Annotated in this window: 22 protein-coding genes; 4 read left to right on the plus strand and 18 right to left on the minus strand. The window is 62.9% G+C overall.

Annotated elements, in window-relative coordinates; translation table 11 throughout:
* Window positions 1–279 precede the first annotated feature (279 nt).
* Window positions 280–1,023: a transcriptional repressor LexA gene (gene lexA / locus LB557_RS29135; RefSeq protein ID WP_015317797.1), complete on the plus strand. Its 744-nt coding sequence runs from the start codon at window positions 280–282 to the stop codon at window positions 1,021–1,023.
* On the opposite strand, the gene LB557_RS29140 is transcribed toward lexA, so the two are convergent.
* Window positions 1,017–3,470 (minus strand): ComEC/Rec2 family competence protein, encoded by a 2,454-nt coding sequence (locus LB557_RS29140; protein ID WP_224713141.1) that lies wholly within the window; start codon window positions 3,468–3,470, stop codon window positions 1,017–1,019. The two genes, lexA and LB557_RS29140, sit on opposite strands and share 7 nt — an antisense overlap.
* Window positions 3,471–3,573: 103 nt before the next feature.
* Here LB557_RS29140 and gltX point away from each other — a divergent pair, with 103 nt between their 5' ends.
* Together gltX and gltA are read left to right on the plus strand one after the other, a co-directional pair.
* Window positions 3,574–4,998, plus strand: coding sequence for a glutamate--tRNA ligase (gene gltX / locus LB557_RS29145; protein WP_140718017.1), 1,425 nt, complete (start codon window positions 3,574–3,576; stop codon window positions 4,996–4,998).
* A 183-nt stretch (window positions 4,999–5,181) separates the two neighbouring features.
* On the plus strand, window positions 5,182–6,504 hold the full coding sequence (gene gltA, locus LB557_RS29150) for a citrate synthase (RefSeq protein ID WP_015317794.1): 1,323 nt from the start codon (window positions 5,182–5,184) through the stop codon (window positions 6,502–6,504).
* A 94-nt stretch (window positions 6,505–6,598) separates the two neighbouring features.
* Here the strand turns inward: gltA and lpxB are convergent, their stop codons facing one another.
* The 13 genes from lpxB to LB557_RS29215 all read right to left on the minus strand — a co-directional run bounded on the left by lpxB (window position 6,599) and on the right by LB557_RS29215 (window position 19,707).
* A complete protein-coding gene (gene lpxB / locus LB557_RS29155; RefSeq protein WP_224644158.1) occupies window positions 6,599–7,777 on the minus strand; it encodes a lipid-A-disaccharide synthase in 1,179 nt (392 codons plus the stop codon).
* The gene (locus LB557_RS29160; RefSeq protein ID WP_224644159.1) at window positions 7,770–8,684 is read right to left on the minus strand and encodes an LpxI family protein; all 915 of its coding nucleotides are present in this window, start codon (window positions 8,682–8,684) and stop codon (window positions 7,770–7,772) included. The genes lpxB and LB557_RS29160 overlap by 8 nt, the downstream gene beginning before the upstream one ends.
* Window positions 8,656–9,489 (minus strand): acyl-ACP--UDP-N-acetylglucosamine O-acyltransferase, encoded by an 834-nt coding sequence (gene lpxA, locus LB557_RS29165; RefSeq protein WP_224644160.1) that lies wholly within the window; start codon window positions 9,487–9,489, stop codon window positions 8,656–8,658. The genes LB557_RS29160 and lpxA overlap by 29 nt, the downstream gene beginning before the upstream one ends.
* A gap of 13 nt (window positions 9,490–9,502) precedes the next feature.
* Window positions 9,503–9,970, minus strand: a complete 468-nt coding sequence (gene fabZ / locus LB557_RS29170) for a 3-hydroxyacyl-ACP dehydratase FabZ (protein ID WP_015317790.1) — start codon at window positions 9,968–9,970, stop codon at window positions 9,503–9,505.
* A complete protein-coding gene (gene lpxD / locus LB557_RS29175; protein ID WP_015317789.1) occupies window positions 9,963–11,018 on the minus strand; it encodes a UDP-3-O-(3-hydroxymyristoyl)glucosamine N-acyltransferase in 1,056 nt (351 codons plus the stop codon). Before lpxD ends, fabZ begins: the two co-directional genes overlap by 8 nt.
* 73 nt (window positions 11,019–11,091) lie before the next feature.
* The gene (bamA, locus tag LB557_RS29180; RefSeq protein WP_140824581.1) at window positions 11,092–13,467 is read right to left on the minus strand and encodes an outer membrane protein assembly factor BamA; all 2,376 of its coding nucleotides are present in this window, start codon (window positions 13,465–13,467) and stop codon (window positions 11,092–11,094) included.
* 217 nt (window positions 13,468–13,684) lie between these two features.
* Window positions 13,685–14,827, minus strand: a complete 1,143-nt coding sequence (rseP, locus tag LB557_RS29185; protein ID WP_015317787.1) for an RIP metalloprotease RseP — start codon at window positions 14,825–14,827, stop codon at window positions 13,685–13,687.
* A gap of 94 nt (window positions 14,828–14,921) precedes the next feature.
* Window positions 14,922–15,737: a phosphatidate cytidylyltransferase gene (locus LB557_RS29190; RefSeq protein WP_224644161.1), complete on the minus strand. Its 816-nt coding sequence runs from the start codon at window positions 15,735–15,737 to the stop codon at window positions 14,922–14,924.
* Window positions 15,734–16,468 carry an isoprenyl transferase gene (locus tag LB557_RS29195; protein ID WP_140664120.1) on the minus strand — a complete coding sequence of 245 codons (735 nt, stop codon included), beginning with the start codon at window positions 16,466–16,468 and terminating at the stop codon, window positions 15,734–15,736. The genes LB557_RS29190 and LB557_RS29195 overlap by 4 nt, the downstream gene beginning before the upstream one ends.
* A gap of 32 nt (window positions 16,469–16,500) precedes the next feature.
* Window positions 16,501–17,055: a ribosome recycling factor gene (gene frr, locus LB557_RS29200; RefSeq protein ID WP_015317784.1), complete on the minus strand. Its 555-nt coding sequence runs from the start codon at window positions 17,053–17,055 to the stop codon at window positions 16,501–16,503.
* Between the two features lie 106 nt (window positions 17,056–17,161).
* Entirely contained in the window at window positions 17,162–17,884 is a 723-nt protein-coding gene (pyrH, locus tag LB557_RS29205; RefSeq protein ID WP_140718033.1) for a UMP kinase, read from the minus strand.
* A 150-nt stretch (window positions 17,885–18,034) separates the two neighbouring features.
* A complete protein-coding gene (locus tag LB557_RS29210) occupies window positions 18,035–19,144 on the minus strand; it encodes an aldo/keto reductase (protein WP_224643786.1) in 1,110 nt (369 codons plus the stop codon).
* Between the two features lie 35 nt (window positions 19,145–19,179).
* Window positions 19,180–19,707 carry a nuclear transport factor 2 family protein gene (locus tag LB557_RS29215; RefSeq protein WP_140726957.1) on the minus strand — a complete coding sequence of 176 codons (528 nt, stop codon included), beginning with the start codon at window positions 19,705–19,707 and terminating at the stop codon, window positions 19,180–19,182.
* 117 nt (window positions 19,708–19,824) lie between these two features.
* On the opposite strand from LB557_RS29215, the gene LB557_RS29220 reads away from it, so the two are divergent.
* A complete protein-coding gene (locus LB557_RS29220) occupies window positions 19,825–20,769 on the plus strand; it encodes a LysR family transcriptional regulator (RefSeq protein ID WP_224643787.1) in 945 nt (314 codons plus the stop codon).
* Window positions 20,770–20,773: 4 nt separating this feature from the next.
* Here LB557_RS29220 and tsf read toward each other — a convergent pair whose 3' ends face one another.
* From tsf to LB557_RS29240, 4 genes are all read right to left on the minus strand, one after another.
* Window positions 20,774–21,694: a translation elongation factor Ts gene (gene tsf, locus LB557_RS29225; RefSeq protein ID WP_140664126.1), complete on the minus strand. Its 921-nt coding sequence runs from the start codon at window positions 21,692–21,694 to the stop codon at window positions 20,774–20,776.
* 108 nt (window positions 21,695–21,802) lie between these two features.
* Complete coding sequence (gene rpsB / locus LB557_RS29230; protein WP_015317778.1) at window positions 21,803–22,585, minus strand: 30S ribosomal protein S2; 783 nt, start codon at window positions 22,583–22,585, stop codon at window positions 21,803–21,805.
* Between the two features lie 176 nt (window positions 22,586–22,761).
* Complete coding sequence (locus LB557_RS29235) at window positions 22,762–23,373, minus strand: LysE family translocator (RefSeq protein WP_015317777.1); 612 nt, start codon at window positions 23,371–23,373, stop codon at window positions 22,762–22,764.
* Window positions 23,370–23,648, minus strand: a complete 279-nt coding sequence (locus LB557_RS29240) for a DUF4031 domain-containing protein (protein ID WP_140616396.1) — start codon at window positions 23,646–23,648, stop codon at window positions 23,370–23,372. The genes LB557_RS29235 and LB557_RS29240 overlap by 4 nt, the downstream gene beginning before the upstream one ends.
* Window positions 23,649–23,660 lie beyond the last annotated feature (12 nt).

Genomic DNA, 23,660 nt, shown 5'->3' on the forward strand with positions numbered 1-23,660 from the left:
AATTATACGTCCCTCCGAGGAGAAGCCTTCCAACTAACTGATGCCAAAGCCTCGTCGGCGGATGGGCCACAGGCCATTAACCAAAACGATTTCAATGCGCCTGCCGACGGCGGAAAGGACTGGTTGCCGCCCGCCGTCGCGGGCAAAAAACTTCAGACCCCTTAACAAATTCATTAAACTTTAAACGGTTGCAGAACACAACTGGAACAGATAGTGTTTGTTCTGGGTTTGTTTTTTCGATTCTGGTTCAACCTTTCGTTCAATGTCTTGGGGGCCGCCATGCTGACACGCAAGCAACATGAACTGCTGATGTTCATCCACGAACGGCTCAAGGAAAGCGGGATACCGCCTTCCTTCGACGAGATGAAGGAAGCACTCGATCTTGCCTCCAAGTCGGGGATCCATCGCCTGATCACGGCCCTGGAGGAGCGCGGCTTCATTCGCCGGCTACCCAATCGGGCGCGCGCGCTGGAAGTGCTGCGGCTGCCGGACTCGATCGCGCCGGGCCTCAATGCGGCAAAGAAGTTCTCGCCAAGCGTCATCCAAGGCAGCCTTGGCCAAGGCAGTCTCGGACGCCAGATCAGGCCGGCCGCTGCGCCTTCGCGCCTGCCCGCGGCCGGCAACGACGACGACGCGGTTTCAGCCGTGTCCATCCCGGTCATGGGCCGTATCGCCGCCGGTGTGCCGATCGATGCCATCCAGCATCAGACGCATTCGATCTCGGTGCCGCCGGACATGATCATGGGCGGCGAGCACTATGCGTTGGAGGTCAAGGGCGACTCGATGATCGAGGCTGGTATCTTCGATGGAGACACGGTCATTATCCGCAATGCCGACACGGCAAGCCCGGGCGAAATTATCGTGGCACTGGTCGACGAAGAGGAAGCGACACTGAAGCGGTTCCGCCGCAAAGGCGCTTCGATCGCGCTCGAGGCCGCCAATCCAGCCTACGAAACGCGCATTTTCGGGCCGGACAGGGTCAAGGTACAAGGCAAGCTGGTCGGGTTGATCAGGCGCTACTGAACCGGCTTGTTATCGGGCTTGTCGGGTTTTTTGTACGGCGGCAGCCCCCTCGCCTCGCGTGAGAATTTTCGCTGTTCGTGCCAGGGCCGGTATGGTCCGTCGACGGCAAATGCGATCGCGGCCCGGGTCGTGGCCGACTGGGGATTGAAGAAGACGGCAGCGCTTCCCCTGCGGGCGAGCTGCCGTTTGGTGACGACGAGAACCAGTGGATTGTGGCAGGCGTCATAGGCGGTTGCGTCATTGACGATGATCAGGTCGGCGAAAGCGCAGGCTTTCCAGGTGGTCTTGCGGTCCTCGACATAGGCAATGATCGCGCCGGAAGGGTGCCTGGCAAGGCACAGGCCTTCGCGGCAGTAGAAGGGCGATCCCGGCGGCAGGTCGGTGGGACTGGCAACATCGAATTGCCTGTCTGTCGTGTCGAACATTTCCGGTTTGACGATTGTTTCGGAGATCAGGGCGCGTTTCCAGTTGTCGGTTGCGAATTCGTTGGGACGTTCCCGGTTGACGGCCAGTTCGCCATTGCCGATCGGCAGCGCGACCAGCCGCGCATCTTCCGAGATCAGCACATCGGGCGCGCGTGTGTGCGACACAGTCAACAGGCCGGCGAGCGCGAATGGCAGCGCCGCGAGCCGCAGCCATGTCGTCGCCATCGTCGCGATAACCAGCGCGACGGTGACCAGCAGCACGGATTGCTGCGAAATCAGCCCGACTCCATCGACCGGAGAGCGCTCCGATATCCACGCCGACACGGCGATCATTGCTGTCAGGCCCTTGCCCATGAGGTAGAGAGCCGGCCAATCCAGTCCGAATGGCATCAACAGCGCGCTGGCGACGGCCAGGAACATCACGACCGACACGATAGGCATCACGGCCAGATTGGCGAACAGGCTGAGCGGCGATACCCGCTGGAAATGCCAGATGGCAAACAGTGCCGTGGCGCTGCCGGCGATAATGGACGTCATGGCCAATCCTCCTGTCGCCAGCAGGAATTTTCGCGTCAGGAACCCCGCCAGGGATCGCTTTGGCGGCGGTGGCCGCGTCTTTCCCGCACGGTGATCGGCCCAGCCGGCATAAGCGCCAACCAGGGCCGCGGTCGCGGCGAACGACATCTGAAAGCTCGGGCCGACGACCTCGTGAGGCGAGACCAGGATCACGGCGATCGCCGAGATCGCCAGATTGCGCATGGTCAGCGCAGCGCGATCGAAGAAGACGGCAATCAGCATCACCGCCAGCATGATGAAGCTGCGTTCGGCCGCAACGACGACACCGGAAATGATGAGATAGGCCGCGATCGAGAACAGTGCGGCGGCGGCCGCGTATTTCTTCACCGGCCGGCGCGCGGAAAAGTCTGGAAACAGCGCGAAGGCACCACGCAGCAGACCCATGATGGTGCCGGCCACAAGCGCCATATGCAGTCCCGAAATAGAGATGATGTGATAGATGCCGGTACGCCGCATCGCTTCATTGATTTCATCGGGTATGCCGGCGCGCACGCCGACGATCAGCGCCGCCGCGATCTCGCCTTCAGCGCCGCCGACGCTGCCCCTGATGTGGTCGGCGATGGCTTCGCGGGCATTTTCGATGCCTGAAAAAAGGCGAGCCGATAGCGGCATCTCACCGTCGTCGGCGGAAACAACCGTTGGATTGCCGAGAAAGAAGCCGCTGCCGCCGATGCCGGCGAAATAGCTGTCGAAAGAGAAGTCGTAGCTGTCCGGCCGCACCGGGCCGGTCGGCGGCAACAGTTTGGCGTAGCCTGTGATGAGCGAGCCGGCGGTCATTCCCTGCGGTATCTTGCGTGCGGAAAGCCGGACCCTTTCCGGCGCATGGCGCAGTTTTGGCCGGGCGGTCGAAATCACGTCCATGGTCAGCCGGATGCGGCCGCTCTCCATCTCCTCGATCGAGACCACGCGGCCGGTCAGTTGCGTGGAGATTTCCGAACCCAGCATCCGGGTTCCGGCTCGCCATGTTTCGACCTTCGCCGCGAGCAGGCCCAGCGCGCACAACAGCACTGCCATGAAACACAGATGGGTTTTCGACCAGGAGCGCGAGACGAAGGCACAGACCGCCATCAGCACCACGACCGCGACGGGTTTTGCAAAGTCGGGCTCGGATGCCAGCGAGAAATAGGCGATCGCCCCAACGGCCAGACAGACCGGCACCAGCAGGAACGCGATGCCCCGGTCGAGTTCGAGCTCCGCCGCCTTGGCCACGCCATGGCGCACGCGAGGCAAGGATACCAGGCCGACTTGCCGGCGCACGCGCGCGATCCTGCCCGCGGCAGGAGCCGGCGCCGGCTCCTGCCCACCTGCCTGCAGCGACCTGGTTTCGGGCGCAGCCACGAGCGGAGATGGCAGTGGGATCGTCGCAGGCGCCGCAAACAGGGATCGCTCGCTGACGCCGATAGCGGCATCCTCGCCCCGATCCGAGCCCCGGCCTCGTCCAGTCATCGGGTCTGCCCCTTGCACCCTCGACGTCCTATGCTACATGAACGCGCAACGCGCGAAAGTCCGCACGCTCCGCACCCAGCTTCAGACGTTTTCCGAGAGTTCCATGCCCGACAAGGTCATCACCCGTTTTGCCCCCTCGCCGACCGGCTATCTGCACATCGGCGGCGCGCGCACGGCGCTCTTCAACTGGCTCTATGCAAAGCATACCGGCGGCACGATGCTGCTGCGCATCGAGGACACCGATCGCGAGCGTTCGACCGATGCGGCCACATCGGCCATTCTCGATGGCCTGACCTGGCTTGGCCTTTCGTGGGACGGTGACGCGGTCTCCCAATTCGAGCGCGCGCCGCGCCATCGCGAGGTGGCCGAGGAGCTGGTGCGCCTGGGCAAGGCCTATTACAGCTACGAGACTTCAGCCGAGCTCGAGGCAATGCGCGAAGCTGCACGCGCCAAGGGCCTACCGCCACGCTATAACGGCCATTGGCGTGACCGCGACCCGTCGGAGGCGCCGTCCGGCGTCAGGGGCGCCATCCGCATCAAGGCACCGGCCGAGGGCGAGACGGTGGTGCAGGACCGGGTCCAGGGAGACGTGCGCTTCCCCAACAAGGATCTCGACGACTTCATCATCCTGCGTTCGGACGGCAACCCGACCTACATGCATGCCGTCGTCGTCGACGATCACGACATGGGCGTCACCCACATCATCCGTGGCGACGATCACCTGACCAACGCCGCCCGCCAGACCGTGATCTACAACGCCATGGGCTGGGACGTGCCGTCGATGTCGCATATCCCGCTGATCCACGGCGCCGACGGCGCCAAGCTGTCGAAGCGCCATGGCGCGCTCGGCGTCGAAGCCTATCGCGCCATGGGCTATCTGCCGGAGGCGCTGCTCAATTATCTTGCGCGGCTCGGCTGGAGCCATGGCGACGACGAGATCATGTCGATCGAGGACATGGTCTCGTGGTTCGACATTGGCGACGTCAACAAGGGCGCGGCGCGCTTCGATTTCGCCAAGCTGGAAGCGATCAACGGCGCGCATATGCGCCGTATGGCCGACACCGAGCTGTTCGATATCTTTATCGCCACCTTGCCCTATCTGGAGGGCGGCCCGGCGATGGCGGCGCGGCTCAACGAGAAGAACAAGGCGCAGCTGCTGGCAGCACTTCCGGGCCTGAAGGAGCGCGCCAAGACGCTGGTCGAGCTTGTCGACGGCGCCGCCTTCCTGTTTGCCGCGCGGCCGCTGCCGATCGACGACAAGGCGGCACTCCTGCTCAATGACGACGCGCGCAAGATCCTGCGTGGCGCTCACGAAGCTTTGAAGTCGCTGTCAGGCGACTGGACAGCGGCCACGGCCGAGGCCGCGATCCGCGACTTTGCGCTGGCTGGCGGGCACAAGCTTGGCGCCGTGGCCCAGCCGTTGCGGGCTGCGTTGACCGGCAAGAGCACGTCACCGGGCGTATTCGACGTGCTTGCCGTTCTGGGGCGTGAGGAAAGCCTGGCGCGCGTAGCGGATCAAATCGATTAGGAGCAAACTGGCCCAAGAAGATTGGCATTGAAAGGCGGGTTTCGCAGTGCAACATTAGGCCTTGGCCCAATCTGGCACGCACCTCCTAGAATGCGGTGGCGAATACGCGCATTGCGGTGATTTCGACGTGTCGCTCTGCGGAATTTGCCTTTGCCGGCATGAGGAAACAAGAAGGAGTTTGCAATGACCGAAGCTGCGAAAAAACTGGATGTGGGCGGCCAAGAGGCCACGGCAACGCTGGAATTCGCCGGCAAGACTCACGAATTCAAGGTGCGAAGCGGCTCGGTCGGACCTGACGTCATCGACATCGCCTCGCTCTACAGCACCACCGGCGCCTTCACCTATGACCCCGGTTTTACCTCGACGGCAAGCTGCGAGTCGGAGATCACCTTCATCGATGGCGACGCCGGCATCCTCCTGCATCGGGGCTATCCGATCGACCAGCTGGCCGAACATGGCGACTTCCTCGAAGTCTGTTACCTCCTGCTCTACGGCGAATTGCCGACCAAGGCGCAGAAGGACGATTTCGACTACCGCGTAACGCGCCACACAATGGTGCACGAGCAGATGTCGCGCTTTTTCACCGGCTTCCGCCGCGACGCGCACCCGATGGCGGTGATGTGCGGCGTGGTTGGCGCGCTGTCGGCCTTCTATCATGACTCGACCGACATCTCCGACCCGTACCAGCGCATGGTTGCCTCCATGCGCCTGATCGCCAAAATGCCGACGATCGCGGCCATGGCCTACAAGTACCACATCGGCCAGCCCTTTATTTATCCCAAGAACGATCTCGGTTTCGCGGCAAACTTCCTGCACATGTGCTTTGCCGTGCCGTGCGAGGAGTACAAGATCAACCCGGTGCTGGCGCGTGCCATGGAGCGTATCTTCATCCTGCATGCCGATCATGAGCAGAACGCTTCGACCTCGACCGTTCGCCTCGCCGGCTCCTCGGGTGCCAACCCGTTCGCCTGCATCGCCGCCGGCATTGCTTGCCTGTGGGGCCCGGCCCATGGCGGCGCCAACGAAGCGGCGCTCAACATGCTGGGCGAGATCGGCCATGTCGATCACATCCCGGAATTCATCGCTCGCGCCAAGGACAAGAACGATCCATTCCGCCTGATGGGCTTTGGCCACCGCGTCTACAAGAACTACGATCCGCGTGCCAAGATCATGCAGAAGACCGCGCACGAGGTTCTGGGCGAACTCGGCATCAAGGACGATCCGCTGCTCGACATCGCGATGGAACTGGAAAAGATCGCGCTGACCGATCCCTATTTCATCGAGAAGAAACTCTACCCGAACGTCGACTTCTATTCCGGCATCACGCTGAAGGCGCTGGGCTTCCCCACCACCATGTTCACCGTGCTGTTCGCGGTCGCCCGCACGGTCGGCTGGATAGCCCAGTGGAAGGAAATGATCGAGGACCCACGCCAGAAGATCGGCCGTCCGCGCCAGCTCTATACCGGCGCGCCGGAGCGCGACTACGTGCCGATCGCCAAGCGCTGAGACAAGTGAGTAGTGAGTAGTGGTTAGTGAGTAGTCAGGTTAGAGAGTTTTCTAACTCACTACTCACTACTTACTACTTACTACTCACTACTCACTACTGCCTACTCACTCTCTTGATACACCCCATCACCACCTGCGCCGCGATCTCACCGGACGGTTTGTCCGTTGCCATGCGCCGTGAAATCTCGGCGAACCCGTCTTTCTGCCAGGCGCGCATGCCACTGTCGGCCAACAGTGCTTCCAGCTGGCGTGCCAGATTGTTCGGCCTGACGTATTCGTCGTAGAACTCCGGGATCAGTGCGCGATCCGAGATCAGGTTGGGCAGCAGCGCCGACCAGACGGAAACGAAATACCGCGCCACGGCGCGTGCGACAGGGTCGAGCCGGTAGCAAGAGATCATCGGCACGCCGGACAGTGCCAGTTCCAGGGAGACGGTGCCGGACGCGATCAACGCCGCGTCGGCCTTGCCGAAGGCCTGCCATTTGCGCTCCGGCTCCAGGATAATCTCGGGTTTTTCATCCCAGCGCGTGACCGCGGATCGTACGGTGTCCGCGACATGCGGCACCGTCGGCAACATCAGCCGAAGCCGATGCCCGCGTGCCCGCAGCATCGACACGGTCTCGCCGAACGGCTCGAGCAGCCGTCGCACCTCGCCGCGCCGCGAGCCGGGCAGGACAAGCAGCGTCTTCACGCGGTCTGGTGAAAGATCACGCGGCTGGGCCTGCGCCCTGGCGGCCGACAGCACGCCGGGATCATGCGTCAGGCGATGGCCGACATAGGTGCCGGGCGGGCCACCCAGCCGATCGAGCTCCTTCACTTCGAACGGCAGGATGCACAGGATGTGATCGACATACGACTTCATCGCCACCGCCCTGCCCGGCCGCCATGCCCAGACGCTCGGGCAGACATAGTGGACGATCGGGATCGTCGGGTTGGCGGCGCGCACCTTTTTGGCGACGCGCAGCGAAAAATCGGGGCTGTCGATGGTGACGAGGCAGTCCGGCTTGGCATCCGCAACCAGCCCCGCCAGCTGACCGATCCGCCGCATCAGGCGCGGCAGGTCACGCAGGACGGCGCTGAACCCCATCAGCGCGACCTCGCTGGCGTCGAACGGCGAAACCAGCCCAAGCGCCTGCAGGTGGCGGCCACCGAGGCCGACGAGCTGCACCTCGCGTCCTGTTATTTGGCGCAGCGACTGGACAATGTCGGCGCCAAGCAGGTCGCCTGACTCCTCGCCCGCGACGATCGCGATCTTCAGCGCCCTGTCAGCCATGACCTGACTCCGTTGCGGCCAGACCGACAATGAACAGCCCAAGGTCATTGGCACGCGAGAGGGTTGCGGGACCTTCGAGGATCAGGGAGCGTCCCGCCTCGACGGCAATGCCGGCAAGCCCGGCCGCATGCGCTGCTTCTACCGTCTGGGGCCCCATGGAAGGAAGATCCGCGCGCAGCTCCTGGCCAGGCTTGGCGCATTTGACCAGCACGCCGCGCGTCTTGCCGGCGATACGGCCGTGGCCGCGCAGCAGCCTGGCGCGGTCCAGCAATCCGGCCGTGCCCTCGATACCTTCAAGCGCAATGGTCCGGCCACCGACCGCGATCGCCGCCTGGCCGATATCCAGCGCCCCGATGGCCTTTGCCGCGGCAAAACCTGCATCGATGTCGCGCCAGTCCGACTTCCGAGGCGTGGCCCTGGTCAACACCCCTTCGGCGGCGACAAGGTTCGGCACGATCTCGTGGGCGCCCACGACCTTTATCCCCCGGGCCTCGAGCCCGCGCGCCACCACCTTGAGCAGTCCATCGTCGCCGCGCGCCAACGCCATGACGACGACGGGTATCACAGCGAGCAGGCTGAGGCTTGGACGCATCTGTGTCAGCCTTGGCCTGCGCTTTATCTCGCCGGCAAGCACCAGATGCGTAATCCGGTTACGCTTGAGCAGCGGAATGAGCGATCCTATCGCCTCCAGGGCAAGGGCCTCATGCTCGTAACGGCACAATTCAGCCAGGCGGTCGGCCTCACCGTCCATGAGCACGACGAAGGGCGGATGACCCTGTCCGGCCAAACCGGCAGCGACTTCGACCGGAAGGCTGCCGCCGCCGGCGATGATGCCGACCCTGGCACCAGGCGGGAGATCAAGACCAGCCGCGGCTGTCTCAGCCTTCGTCATCGGCATCGTCGCCATCGCCGCCCTTGAGCGATGGCACCGCATAGTGCCGCTTGCCGCGACTGGTGATGAAGTCGATGATCTTCATCGCTGTCGGCGACGAGGCGAACTCCACCTTGGCGAACTCGATGTTCTCGCCGACGGTGCGGGAGCGGTCGAAGATCGTCTTGTAGGCCTTGCGCAGCAGATGGATTTCGGAACGCGGCAGACCGGCGCGCTTGAGCCCGATAATGTTCAAGCCGCGCAGGCTGGCGCGGTTACCGACCGCGATGGCATAGGGAATGACATCACCGACAAAAGCCGAGCACCCGCCAAGAAAGGCGTTGTCACCCACGCGCACGAATTGATGGACGGCGCTGAGGCCGCCAATATAGACGTTGTTGCCGATCTCGCAGTGGCCGCCCAATGTCGCCCCATTGGCGAAGGTGGCGTTGTTGCCGACGGCACAGTCATGGGCGATATGGGCGTAGGCGAGGAAATTGCCATTGTCGCCGACCGTGGTTTCGCCACGGCTGGTGTCGGTGCCGACATGCATGGTCACGCCTTCGCGGATGGTGCAGTTGGCGCCGATGACCAGCGTCGTGCGGCCGCCCTTGTGCTTGGTGTTTTGCGGCGGTGCGCCCAGTGTCGCCATCGGATAGACCTTGGTCGACGCTCCGATAGTGGTCGCGCCCATCACCGAGACATGGCTGACCAGTTCGACCCCGTCGCCGATCACGGCATCGGCGCTGAGATGGCAGAACGGCCCAATGCGCACACCCTGGCCGATCTGGGCGCCTTCTTCCACGACGGAGGAAGGATGGATTGACGTCTTGATTTTCATAGGCACTCGATCGTCAGTCGCCGGTGACCATCATGGCTGAAATCTCGGCCTCGGCCGCCTTGGTACCTTCGACCAGGGCTTCACAGGCGAATTTGAGCAGGTTGCCGCGCTTCTTGATTTTCTTGACATGGATCTTCAACTGGTCGCCGGGGACGACCGGTTTGCGGAATTTGGCGTTGTCGATGGTCAGAAAATAGACCAGCGATGGCTTCGATGCCCCGAGGCTGCGGATGCAGATTGCTCCGGCCGTCTGGGCCATGGCCTCGACGATCAGCACGCCCGGCATCACCGGCTGCTCCGGGAAATGCCCCTGAAAATGCGGCTCGTTTATGGTCACGTTCTTGATGCCGATGGCGGAGTCGTCGCCGTCGATGTCCACGATGCGGTCGATCATCAGGAAGGGATAACGGTGCGGCAGGAGCTTCATCAGCCCCAATATGTCGACCGCTTCCAGCGTTGTCGCCGCCACCATGTCAGCCATTGTCCTTGCCCTGCTTGCGTGCCCTGGCCATTGTGCGCAACATGGCTATCTCTCGCATGGCTTCCGCCATCGGCTGCGCCGGATAGCCACCCCAGATCTCGCCGGCGGGAACATTGCTCATAAATCCACTTCTGGCTGCAAGCTTGGCACCTGTACCAATCGTCAGATGATCCGCAAGCCCGACACCGCCGCCCATGGTGACATTGTCACCCACCACCACGGAACCGGAAATACCCGACAGCCCGGCCACTATACAATTGCGGCCGATGCGGACGTTATGGGCGATCTGAACGAGATTGTCGATCTTGGTGCCTTGCCCGATGATCGTATCGGACATGGCGCCACGATCGACGGTGGAATTGGAGCCGATCTCGACATCGTCCTGGATGACGACGCGTCCGATCTGTGGAACACGTTCCGGCCCCTTGGCGCCGCCGACAAAGCCAAAGCCGTCCTGGCCGATCCTGGCGCCACCATGGATGATGACCCGATTGCCGATCAGAGCGTACTGGATACTGGCGCCCGGCCCGACATAACCGTCACGGCCAATCTGGCAGGACTGTCCGATGACGGCGTTGGGCGCAATGACTGTGCCGCTGCCGATCGAGACACCAGGCCCGATGACCGCGCCGGCCTCGATGATAGCCCCGGCTTCGACATGCGCCGTCGGATCGACATGGGCATGGGGCGAAACACCGGTTTCACTGGTCATTGGCCCCGGCGTGGCGGCTGTCGGGAACAGCAGGCGCCCAACCAGCGCGAAAGCCTGCTGCGGCCGTGGATGAGTCAAGACAGCGACGCTGGAAGGCGCCTTGTTTGCGAATTCGGCCGTGCACAGGACCGCCGCCGCCCGCAGCGACGGCATCAGCGCGGAATTACGCCTGCCGTCGACGAAGACAAGCGCATTGGCGCCGCCTTCATTGGCCGGCGCCAGCGCTTCGATCAAAACGTCGGATTGGCCGGAATCGACAAGCACCGAGCCGGTCAGATTCGCGACTTCGGCCGCCGTATACCGGCGTGATGGCGCGAAGAACACCGGATCGGTCATTCCAGAAGCTATATCCAGCTAGGTCGGAACATTTCTCCCGGATCCAAAACCCGGGAGCATCGTTGGCCGCCGATCAGAAGCGGGTCGATATGCCGAAGTTGAATTCCTGCACGTCGTCGCTCGCTTCCTTCTTGACCGGGATTGCATAGTCGATACGGATCGGGCCGAACGGAGACGCCCACATCAGGCCGAGACCAACCGAGGCGCGCACCTTCATGCCGGTAGAATCTGGATCGACCAAGCCAGTGGCGATCTTGCTGCCATAGAGCGTTGCCGCATCAGCGAACACCGCGCCCCGCAAGCCGAAGCTCTCAGGCACGACCGGCAGCGGGAATTGCGCCTCCGCCGAAGCGTTGAAATAGGTCGTTCCACCCAGATGGTCACCGCTGGTGTCGTTAGCAACCGGGCCGATGCCACCATAGGCAAAGCCGCGGATCATGCGATCGGTGCTCTGGAAGTGATCGAAGATGCGCAGATCGCCGTCGCTGCCGTAGCCCTCGACATGTCCTGCGCCACCCGAAAGGAGGCCGACAAGGTCAAGCTGCTCGGACAGCGTCTGGTAGATGCTGCCGCGCCCGGTGATCTTCACGAACTTGGCATCGCCACCGAGACCGGCGACCTCCACTGTCGTGTTGGCATAGATACCCTCATGCGGGTTCTTCATGTCATCGATGGTATTGTAGACCAGCCCAAGGCTGACCGAGGACTTGATCCATGGGCTCTGCTCGATGCCATCCAGAATGGCCTGGGAAATGTTGCAGTTGCCGTCGGGATCGACAGGAGTGGGATCGCAACCGTCGTCGACCTTATATTTCTCCTGCGAGATGTTGTACGCCAACTGGGTCGTGATGCTGTTGGTGATTGGCAACCCGAAGCGGATCGTCGCGCCGGTGGTATCGCTGTCGTAATTGTTGTTGTATTCCCGCGTCGACTTGAAGATGTCGAAGCCGGCGGCGATACGCCGCCCGAGGAAGTAGGGCTCGGTGAAGGACAGGCTGTAGTCGCGCGAGTTCTTGCCGCCACCGGCCGACACTTTGATGAACTGGCCGCGGCCGAGGAAGTTGCGCTCGGTGATCGATCCTTCGACGGACGGTCCAGCCGAATCGCCGCCGGTCGAATAGCCGGCGCCCACCGAGAATTCACCCGTCGACTTCTCGACCACGTCGACCACCAGCACGACCTGGTCAGGGGCCGAGCCGGGCACGGTCGAAATGTCGACTTTGTCAAAATAATTCAGGTCTTCCAGGCGTTTCTTCGCGCGCTGGATGAGCACCTGGTTGAACGCATCGCCTTCGCTGACATCGAATTCGCGACGGATGACATAGTCACGCGTGCGGTCGTTGCCGCGGATCTCGATGCGCTCGACATAGGCCTTGGTGCCCTGGTCGACGGTGTAGACCACCGAGATCGTGTGGTTCTCGAAGTTGCGGTCGCCGCGCGGTGTCACCTGGGCAAAAGCATAGCCCGAACCAGCCACCTTCTCCGTCAGCGCAATGATGGAGTCTTCGACGTTCTTGGCGTTGTAGACATCGCCCTTGCGGGTTTCGACCACCGATTCCAGCGACTTGGAGTCGACTTCCGGGATCGTGCTTTCGACGCTGATATCGCCAAAATTGTAGCGCTCGCCTTCCTGGACGGTGATGGTGACCGTGTATTTGTTGGTCGCATTGTCGAGCTCGCCGACGGCGGACACGACCTGGAAGTCGGCATAACCGTGATTGTAATAGAAGCGGCGCAGCAGCTCCTGGTCGGCGCGCAGCTTGTCTTCGTCGTAGACGTCGTCGCGCAGGATGAACGAGACCCAGGACGAGCGCTTGGTGTTGATCACATCAGACAGGCGGCGGCTGGAATAGGCGCTGTTGCCGACGAAATTGATTGCCGCGATCTGCGTGCGATCGCCTTCGGTGATGTGGAAGACCACGTTGACGCGGTTGTCGCCGAGCTCCATGATCTGCGCGGTCACGCCGGCATCGTCACGGCCGATGCGCCTGTAGGCGGCCTTGACCGCCTCGACATCCGAATCCAGCGTAGCCTGAGAGAACGTGCCGCGCGGCTTCAGCTGAACCGCTGCCTGAAGCGCATTGTCCTTGAGCTTCTTGTTGCCCTGGAACAGCACCTGGTTGACGACCTTGTATTCCGAAACCTTGACCACCAGGGTCGAGCCGACCTGGTTGATCTGGACATCCGAGAACAGGCCGGTGCCGAACAGCGCCTTGACCGCGCTATCGACATCGGAGCTGGAGAAGGCCTTGCCGGGCTTGATGGTGATGTAGTTGCGGATGGTATCGGCGTCGACACGCTGGTTGCCGCTCACCTCCACCCGGCTTACGACCGCGGCTTCGGCCGCCGATGTGGCAACGAACTGCACTGCGAGCGCACCTGGTACGACCAGAGCGGCGGACAGTGCCGCCGCTGACGCGGCGTTTAGAAACTTGGATGCTGCCTTCATCGGGCTTAATAACCTTTTCTCGTAGTCCCCACGGCGAGAAAACCGGACGTGCGGTCATTTCCCCTACCGTATTAACCGGATTTTCCCTACACGCAAGGCTTCTGGTTAATTTGTATTTACTTAACCCTGTTGCGTGGCTTTCGCGTCACTCATATCCCCGTGCATGGTAAACGGCGTCTCAACATCCGCCATGCTCAGGCCAAATTCCTTCATGATTTCAGCACCCAAAGAGATCGTTCCAGAACACGAACCCCATGAAGCACAGCACCAGAAGCAGACCGGCCCGATAGGCCATTTCCATCATCCGTTCCGACACCGGCCGGCGGATGACGGCCTCCACCCCGTAGAACAACAGATGGCCGCCGTCGAGGGGGGGAATCGGCAAAAGGTTTAGAATGCCTATCCCAACGGACAGCAGCGCGACGAGCTGCACCAGCCATTCAAAACCGAGTTTGGCCGCCTTGCCGGCCATGTCGGCGATCTTGACCGGGCCACCCAACTGGCACTTGTCCTCGCGCCCGACGGCGAAGCGCTGCAGGAACTGTCCGGTGCGCTCGATGACGTGGCCGGTTTCCTCAACGGCCGCCGCAACGGCTCCGACCGGGGTGTAGGTGATGAGGCGGGGCTGGCCGAGTTCCTTGTTGTTGACGACGCCGATCACGGCGACCTTGACCTTGTTGCCGAGCGCGTCCTCCTGCTCCATCAGCTGCGGCGACGCGGTCACCGTGACCTCCTTGCCGCCGCGCAGCATGACGAAGGTGATGGTGTCGCCGGCGCGGCCCGAGACCAGCCGCTGCACGTCGCCGAAGGTTTCGACCTTGCTGCCGTCAACGCTGACGAATCGGTCGCCTGGCAAGATGCCGGCCTTGGCCGCGGGACTGTCTGTTGTAACCTCCGCCACCATGGGCTCCGCGACATAACGCCCATAGGCGGCAAACAGCACGGAAAAGACGACGATCGTCAGCAGGAAGTTGAACAGCGGCCCGGCCACCACCGTTGCCGCGCGCTTCCAGATCGCCTGGGTGTGGAAGGCAACCTTGCGTTCCTCGTCGGTCAGCGTTTCGAGTTCTTCCGATGTCGGCTGGCTGGAGGTGGCGTTCATGTCGCCGACAAACTTGACATAGCCGCCAAGCGGTATGGCGCAAAGCTTCCAGCGCGTACCATGCCTGTCGTTGAAGCCGATGAGCTCCGGACCGAAGCCGATTGAGAAGGCCCTGACCCCGATGCCGCACCAGCGGCCGACGAGATAGTGGCCCATCTCGTGAACGAACACCACGACGGTCAGAACGAAGAGAAACGGCACGAGCGTGCCGAGAAAGAGGCCTTCCGTGCTGAAAATCGCGTGAAGAATCTCGTTCAATTCAGGCCCTCAAGTTCTTCCGCGTCGCTGCGTGACTGTGACATCAATACAGGCGAATCCAAGGCGCCCGCGCCAGATCGTGGAATGACACCGTTCAAATGGGAAACAGCCCCTGTGCCGGATGCTCGGCGCCCGCCGCGATCCAGCCGATGACGTATAGGGCAAGAGCGGCCGCGACAAGCCCGTCGACACGGTCCATGACGCCGCCATGCCCAGGGATGAGCACGCCAGAATCCTTGCGGCCGTGCCGCCGCTTGACCCAGGATTCGAAGAGGTCGCCGGCCTGGGCGACGATCGACAGCACCAGCGCCACAATACCCAGCAACGCCAGGTTGCCGGCGCCGGCGAAGGCGGCAAGCAGAAGCCCTGCCACGACACCACCGACCGCCCCGCCGAGGGCGCCGCTGCGGGTCTTGCCGGGCGAGATCGAAGGCGCCAGTTTGGGCCCGCCGACGGCACGCCCGACGAAATAGGCAAAAATGTCGGTTGCCCAGACGACCGCGAACAGGAACAGGATGGCGACGAGGCCCGAATGGTCGCCGTCGCGCAGCAGGGCAAGCGACAGGCCCGACATGCAGGCATAGGCAAGGCCGCTGGCGTCCCACTGGCCGATCTTGCGAACTCCAGCGGTGATCGCCGCTGTCGCAACCAGAATCACGACGAGCGGCAGCAGCCACCGTGCGGGCAGGCCGGCAACCAGGGCGCCGACGAAAATGACCATCAGCGCTTCCGGGAGAAAACCAAGCCCGTCGGCCGCGGCGGGCCGCGACATGCGTGTCCACTCGTAAAAGATCATTGCCGCCATGACGGCGCACAGCAGCCGGAACGGCAGGCCGCCGAGCCAGGTCAGGCCGAGGGCCACAATGGCCAGCACGACAGCCGACATGACGCGCAGCTGAAGGTTGCTCATCCCGCGGCCGGCCGCGAAGCAACGTCCTGCGGGCCCAGTCCGCCGAAGCGGCGCTCGCGGCCGGCATATTCGCGCAAGGCCTCGGCGAAATGCTCGCGGTTGAAGTCCGGCCAGTAGCACGGCAGGAAGACGAGTTCGCTGTAGGCGGCCTGCCACAACAGGAAGTTGGACAGGCGCAGTTCGCCGCTGGTGCGGATGACCAGCTCCGGATCGGGAATGCCTTGCGTGTCGAGAGAGCCGGCAAAGCTTTCAGCCGATATAGCCTCGCTGTCCATTTCGCCGCGGGCCACGGCCGCCGCAAGCTTGCGCGCCGTGCGGACGATCTCGTCGCGCCCGCCGTAATTGAAGGCGATCACCAGCGTCAGCGAGGTGTTGTGGATCGTCAGCGATTCGGCCTCGTCGAGCAGCCCCCTGATGTCCGCCTGCAGCCCTGTGCGGTCGCCGATGATCCTGACCCGTACGCCGCTCTGGTGCAGCTCGGCAAGGTCGCGACGGATGAACAGCTTCAACAGACCCATAAGGTCGCTGACCTCGGACTTCGGCCGCGACCAGTTCTCCGACGAGAAAGCGTAGACGGTCAGGAAGGAGATGCCGAGACCCGGGGCGGCGCGCACCGCCTTGCGCAGCGCCTCGACGCCGGCGCGATGACCGGCGAGCCTCGGCATACCGCGCGCCTTGGCCCAGCGTCCATTTCCATCCATGATGATCGCGACATGCGCGGGCGTTGTCATGATCTCGCTTTCGGGTCAGCCAAGGGCCAACCCTAAACCTGCATGATTTCAGCTTCCTTGTCGGAAAGCAGATGATCGATGGTGCTGATGGTTTCGTCGGTAAGTTTCTGGACCTGGTCGGAACGCTTGCGCTGATCGTCCTCGCTGATGTCGCCGTCCTTCTCCGCCTTCTTCAGGAAATCCATGCCGTCGCGGCGCACATGGCGCGCGGCGACACGGGCGTTCTCTGCGTAGCCGTGCGAGATCTTGACCAGTTCCTTGCGGCGCTGTTCGTTGAGCTCCGGCAGCGGAATCCTCAGATTGGTGCCATCGACGATCGGGTTGAAGCCCAGATTGGATTCCCGGATCGCGCGGTCGACCGCGCCGACCATCGATTTGTCCCAGACCGAGACCGAGATCATGCGCGGCTCCGGCACCGAAACGTTGGCCACCTGGTTGATCGGCATGGTGGTGCCATAGGCCTGCACCTGGATCGCATCGAGCAGATTGCTGGAGGCGCGACCGGTCCGCAGCGAAGCCAGGTCATGCTTGAACGCGGCGATGGCCCCATCCATGCGCCGCTTCAGATCGTCGTACTCACCACTCATCTTAGTCTCCTCGACCCGTCTGCCGCGGGTTCACTGCTTCGGGGCAAGCCCCGTGTTCGAGCCTGATGTTCGAAAGCCGGTTTCCCCGTCCAGGGATCGGCCCCGATCATTCGTCCGCGACGACCGTGCAGCGGCCGCCGCCCCTTAGAATATCGCCGAAACCACCCTTTTCGTGGATCGAATAGACGATTATCGGAATGTTGTTTTCGCGCGCAAGTGCAATCGCAGCGGTATCCATGATGGAAAGGCCGCGATTTATGACTTCGGCGTGGCTGATGCGCTCGAAACGCGCCGCACTCGGGTCCTTTTTCGGGTCGGCCGAATAGACGCCGTCGACCTGGGTACCCTTGAACAGCGCGTCGGCGCCGATTTCGGCCGCGCGAAGTGCCGCCGCCGAATCAGTGGTGAAGAACGGATTGCCGGTGCCGCCGGCGAAGATCACCACCTTGCCCTGGTTCATGTAGGCGGTCGCCTGGCGCTGCGAAAAACTCTCGCAAAGCTCGGGCATGGCAATTGCGGATAGCACGACGGCATCGACACCGATCTTGTTCAGCGACGTGCGCAACGCCAGCGAATTGATGACCGTGGCAAGCATGCCCATGTGATCGCCGGTAACGCGGTCGCCTCCCTTGGAGGCGACCGCCACGCCGCGAAAGATATTGCCGCCGCCGATAACGACACCCACCTCGATGCCCAGCGCACGGGCCTCGGCAATGTCGCCGGCGATGCGGTCGACGACCGAGACGTCGATGCCGAAATGCTGTTCGCCCATCAACGCTTCGCCCGAAGCTTTCAGCAGAACACGTCGGTAGCGGGGCTTGACCGTCATCTGGTTCCTCGAAATTCCGGCGTGGCAAGCTCTGAAGGCGAAAACGCCCCCTGCTTCGCCCGGCGGTGCTGTCATGACGGGTTGACCGGATACACGAAGGGCGCGGCGATGTCACGCCGCGCCCTTGTGCAAAATTCCAGGCTTTCTGGATCAGTTGCTGCTGATGGCAACCGCCTCGCCTTCGACCACGACCGGCAATGCGTAGCCTGACGGCTTGTCGCCGGTCACGACACCGCCCGCGACACGGACCTGGATCTCGGGACCGAAATAAGAATGCGGGAACGGTGCCGGCGTGCCGCTCACCTTGTCCAGGCGCTGGCGAAGCGCGGGCGGTATGGAGAAATCGAGCGCCGCAAGATTATCCTGCAGCTGCGAAAGCCGCGTTGCTCCGAGAATGACGGTGGCAACTCCTGGCTGAGTCGCCACCCAGTTCAGCGCGACCTGAGCCATGCCGCGGCCGAGTTCGGCGGCGACTTTCTCCAGCTCCGCCACCACAGCCCAGTTGTGCTCGCTGAATTTCTGGAAGCCTGGGTGGGTGGTGTTGCGGAAGCCGTCGAGCCGGCCGGCATTGCCCGCCTGCGCCGGGCGGTATTTGCCACTTAGCAGTCCGCTTGCCAGCGGGCTCCAGACCATGATGCCGGCGCCATGGCGTGTCCCGAACGGCACGAATTCATGCTCGATGGCACGCTCCGCCAGGGAGTATTCAAGCTGCAACGCCGAGATCGGCTCATAGCCGCGCAGTTCGGCGATCGCCTGCGCCCGCCCGGCATACCAGGCCGGCACGTCGGACAGGCCGATCTGACGTATCTTGCCTGCCCGAACCAGATCGTCGAGCGTACGCAGCACTTCTTCGGCCGGCGTCAGCCTGTCCCAGATATGCATGAGATAGAGATCGATATAGTCGGTACCCAGCCGCTTCAGCGATGCGTCGACGGCACGCATGATGTTCTTGCGGCCATTGCCGCCGGCGTTCGGATTGCCGGGGTTCGAGTTCATGGTGAATTTGGTGGCGATCACCGCCTTGTCGCGCAAGCCCCGCTCGGCTACGAATTCACCGAGCCAGGTCTCGGCCGTGCCGCCGGTGTAAAGGTCGGCGGTGTCGAAGAAATTGCCCCCGGCCTCGACATAGGCGTCGAACATCGCGCGCGCCGTATCCCGGTCCGCGCCCCAGCCCCATTCCGTCCCGAAAGTCATCGTGCCCAGTGCCAGCCGGCTGACGCGCAGCCCGCTGTTGCCGAGTGTGTAGTAGCTCATCGTCATTGTCTTTTCCGATCTTGGTCCGGTTGATGCGGGCGTCATTGGCCAGGTGTCGCCTTGACCCAGGGATTGCCGCGCTCATGCGTCATGCGGAAGGTGAAGCCATCGACCTTCCAGCCAGCCGCGGAGCGCGTGAGGTGATGCTCATACGTGCCCCAGACCTCCCAGAGCGGGTCGCCATTGCCCTCCATCCGGTTCCAGGCGTAGCCGTTCGACAGAACGGTCGCCGTGTCCGCTTCAAGGACGACCTGGTGATTGGTGCGCAGATGCAGGCTGGTCTTGCTGCCTTTGAGATTGCCGGCCCAGGCGCCGATCAGATCGTCGGAGGCGATGTTGGCCGCGGGCTGCCCGGACAGGCTGCTGAAGTCGGCGGTGACCCTATCCGCGAAATAGCTGCGCGCGCGTTTCCAGTCCTGCGCGTCGACCGCGCGGTCGATGGCATCGGCGATGCGGATGACGGCGCGGTCATCGGCAAGCGCCTGCCAGCCCATCGGTTCGGCCCCGCCGGCGTCGAGCGGCGCCAAGGCAAGCCCTGCGGCGAAGGTAGCGTGTTTCAAGGCGTTCATGTCTCTTCTCCTCGATACCATCAGCCCGATCGCCGATGTGTTGGCGACAATGTGGACCTCTGCCTCGGCGTCGATAAGATTGCATTGTCCGCAAAGACTATGCGATACTGTTCATGAATGGACCGGGATCTGCTCAGCCATCTGCCTGTCATCATTGCGGTCGCCCGGCGCGGCGGTTTTGCCCTTGCCGCGGCCGAACTGGGGATGAGCCCTTCGGCGGTCAGCCATGCAGTGCGCCTCGTCGAGGAGCGGATCGGCCAGCCGCTGTTTGCGCGCACGACGCGCAGCGTTTCGCTCACCGAGGCGGGCAAGGCGCTGGTGGAAACGGCGGCCCCTGCCCTTCAGGATATCGCCGAGCGGATGGATCGTATCCGCAGCGTCAAGGGTAGGCCGTCCGGGCTGCTCAGGATCAACGCCTCCAACATTGCAATGCCGTTGGCGGTGACGCCGGTCGTGGCGGCGATGGCAGAGCGATATCCCGACATCACGGTCGAGATTTTTGCCGATCAAGGGTTGGTCGACATCGTCGGCGAAGGTTTTGACGCCGGCATCCGGCTTGGCGAGATGATCGCCCAGGACATGGTGGCCATCCGGCTGACGCAGCCCTTCAAAGCCGTTATCGTCGCCTCGCCCGCCTATATCGGGCGACATGGCCGTCCGCGCAGCGTGGCCGATCTCGCGAACCACAATTGCATCGGATACCGTCTCGTTCGCTCCGGTGCCCTCTATCGCTGGGATTTGACCTGGGACCGCAAGGACGTGGTCATGGAAACCAGCGGTACGGCCATCGTGACGGACTCGCTTGCGGCAATGGATCTGGCTCTCGCCGGAGTGGGCCTTGCCTACATGTTCGAGCCGCTGGCGCGCGCCGATCTCGCGGCCGGTCGCCTGGTGCAGGTTCTGCCGCAATCAGCGATCGAGGAACCCGGCCTTTTCCTCTACTTTCCGCGTCGCGCGGCGATGGCGCCCAAACTCAGGGCCTTTATCGACACCGCGAACGAAATCGGCCGGGCATCCCAGCGGATGTCCGGCCGAAAAAACACAGGCGAAATGGACCGGTAAGAAGCTACTTCTTGACCGCCGCCGCGACTTCCGCGGCGAAATCCGTCTCTTCCTTCTCGATGCCCTCGCCAAGGGCGAAGCGCAAATAGGCCGTGATCTTGGCCGGCGCGCCGATTTCCTTTTCGGCATCCTGCAGCGCCTTCTCGACGGTGATGTCGGGATTGAGCACGAAGGCCTGCTTCAGGAGCACGACTTCCTCATAGAATTTGCGCAGGCGACCCTCGACCATCTTCTCGATGATGGCTTCCGGCTTGCCGGACTGGCGCGCCTGGTCGGAGAAGATTGCCTTCTCACGCTCGACCGCGGCCGGATCGATCTGCTCGGCGGTCAGCGCCATCGGGTTGGTGGCGGCGACATGCATGGCGACCTGGCGGCCAAAGGCATTGGCGGCATGCTCGTTGCCCGTGGTCTCGATCGCGACCAGCACACCGAGCTTGCCGAGACCATCGGCAACAGCGTTGTGCACATAGGTCGCAACCGCACCATGCGGAACGGTGAGCTTGGCCGAGCGGCGGAAGCCCATATTCTCGCCGATAGTGCCGACCGCGTCCTTGATGGTGTCGGTGACCGACTTGTCGGAGCCCGGATATTTGGCGGCGGCGACCGCTTCGGTCGTGCCATAGGCAAGCGCCACCTTGGCGACGTTGGCGACGATTTCCTGGAAGGCGGCATTGCGGGCGACGAAGTCGGTCTCGGAATTCACCTCGACCACGGCAGCTTCACGCACACCGCTGTCGACGCCGATCAGACCTTCGGCTGCCGTACGGCCGGCCTTCTTGTCGGCCTTGGAGATACCCTTCTTGCGCAGCCAGTCAACGGCCTCTTCCAAGTTGCCGTTGGTCTCGTTCAACGCCGCCTTGCAGTCCATCATGCCCGCGCCGGTCAAGTCGCGGAGTTCTTTGACCTGTGCAGCCGAAATGCTCATTGTCGCCTCTTTGTTTAAATGCACCGACGCACCATCGGTATTCGATGGTGCGTCTGTTTAGCGTGCCAAAATATGAGAAAGATGAAGGCCGCAACCGGCCTTCGATTGTCAAGCCTCGGGGGCTTCCGACGCCGGAGCCGGATCGAGCGCCGGTTCGACCGGAGCTTCGACCGAAGCGCCGATATCCATGCCGAGCGCGCCCTGCTGACGGGCGATGCCGTCGATGGCGGCCTTGGCGATCAGATCGCAATAAAGCTGGATGGCGCGGGCCGCGTCGTCATTGCCGGGGATCGGGAAATCGATCTTGTCCGGATCGCAGTTCGAATCGATGATGGCGACGACCGGGATGCCCAGGCGCTTGGCCTCGAGGATGGCGATCGCCTCCTTGTTGGTGTCGATCACGAACATCAGGTCGGGCGTCGAGCCCATGTCCTTGATACCGCCGAGCGCCTTGTCGAGCTTCTCGCGCTCGCGATCGAGGTTCAGGCGTTCCTTCTTGGTCAACCCTTGCGCTTCACCGGCCAGCATCTCGTCGAGCTTGCGCAGGCGCTGGATCGAGTTCGAGATCGTCTTCCAGTTGGTCAGCATGCCGCCGAGCCAACGCGAGTTGACGTAGTACTGGGCCGAACGCTGTGCCGCATCGGCAACGATGTCCGACGCCTGGCGCTTGGTGCCGACGAACAGCACGCGGCCGCCCTTGGCGACGGTGTCGGAAACCTGCTTCAGCGCCTGGTGCAGCAAAGGCACCGTCTGCGAGAGGTCGATGATGTGGATGTTGTTGCGGGCGCCGTAGATGTAGGACGCCATCTTCGGGTTCCAGCGGTGGGTCTGGTGGCCGAAGTGAATGCCAGCTTCCAAAAGCTGGCGCATGCTGAAATCAGGCAGTGCCATTCTAAGTTCCTTTCCGGTTAGCCTCCACGGACACAGGCATTTTTGGACCGAGGTCCTCGAACACCACCGGAGGTCTCAGCCGGATTTCTCCCGGGCAGACACCAAAGTCCGTGTGTGGAATGAGCGCGCATATAGAGGGGAAGTCCGACAAACGCAAGCGGGCGGCGCTTTAACGCCTAGCGTGCGGCAATCAGCGCTCCGGTGCCGATCATGGCGCTGCCGGCGAACCTGTTCATCAGCCGCATGCGCCTGGGTGTCCTGAACCAGCCCGAAGCCCGGCCCGCGAGCGCGGCATAGACCCCCATCGTCACGATATTGACGCTGATGACGGTAGCCACCACCAGCAGGCCATCGAAAAAGGTCATCGTGTCGAGGTCGAGAATCAGCGGCATGATCGAGGCATGGAACAGGATCGCCTTCGGGTTTCCGAGCGCTATGGACGCGCCGAGCAGGAAGGATCGGGACAACTTCGCCTGCCCCGTCCGCGGCTCATTCGATTGCGCGACCGAGGCCCGCCACATCCTGACGCCGAGAAAGATCAGATAGGCGGCGCCGGCATATTTCAACAGGAGGAAGATCCATTCGAAGGTCTGAGCCAGGGCCACCAGCCCCAGCAGCGCCAGAGTGACGAGCACGGCATCGCCGGCGGCGACCCCAAGGCCGGCCATGAAGGCCCGCAGGAACCCACGCGACACGCCGTTGGTGATGACCGCGAACATTGCCGGCCCCGGCGTGGCGGCGGCGAGCGTCACAGCGGCGCAATATGCCAGGAATGCCGTTGGTGTCATCGCTTGGACTTTCCGTTGGGCACCCGCACGCGCCGGAAGATGGCGACGATCTGCTCGCGGCTGCACTCGATGGCGCCGAGCCGCACCGCACGGTCGCGCTCGAAGCCGGTTATGTCATAGTGCGGAGCGGATGTCTTGGGCGGGCCCTGGTAGGACGAGCGCTTGATGCCGAGTTCCGCCGCAAAGCGATGCAACTCGTCGGTGTCGTCGGCTAGGAGATGGCACCAGAGATGGCCGGCCCATTTCCAGATCGCCGCATCTACATAGACTGCCATCAAGCCCGCCAC

Origin of the sequence: Mesorhizobium sp. BR115XR7A, assembly GCF_020165315.1 — a bacterium.
GTDB classification, from domain to species: Bacteria; Pseudomonadota; Alphaproteobacteria; order Rhizobiales; family Rhizobiaceae; genus Mesorhizobium; species Mesorhizobium australicum.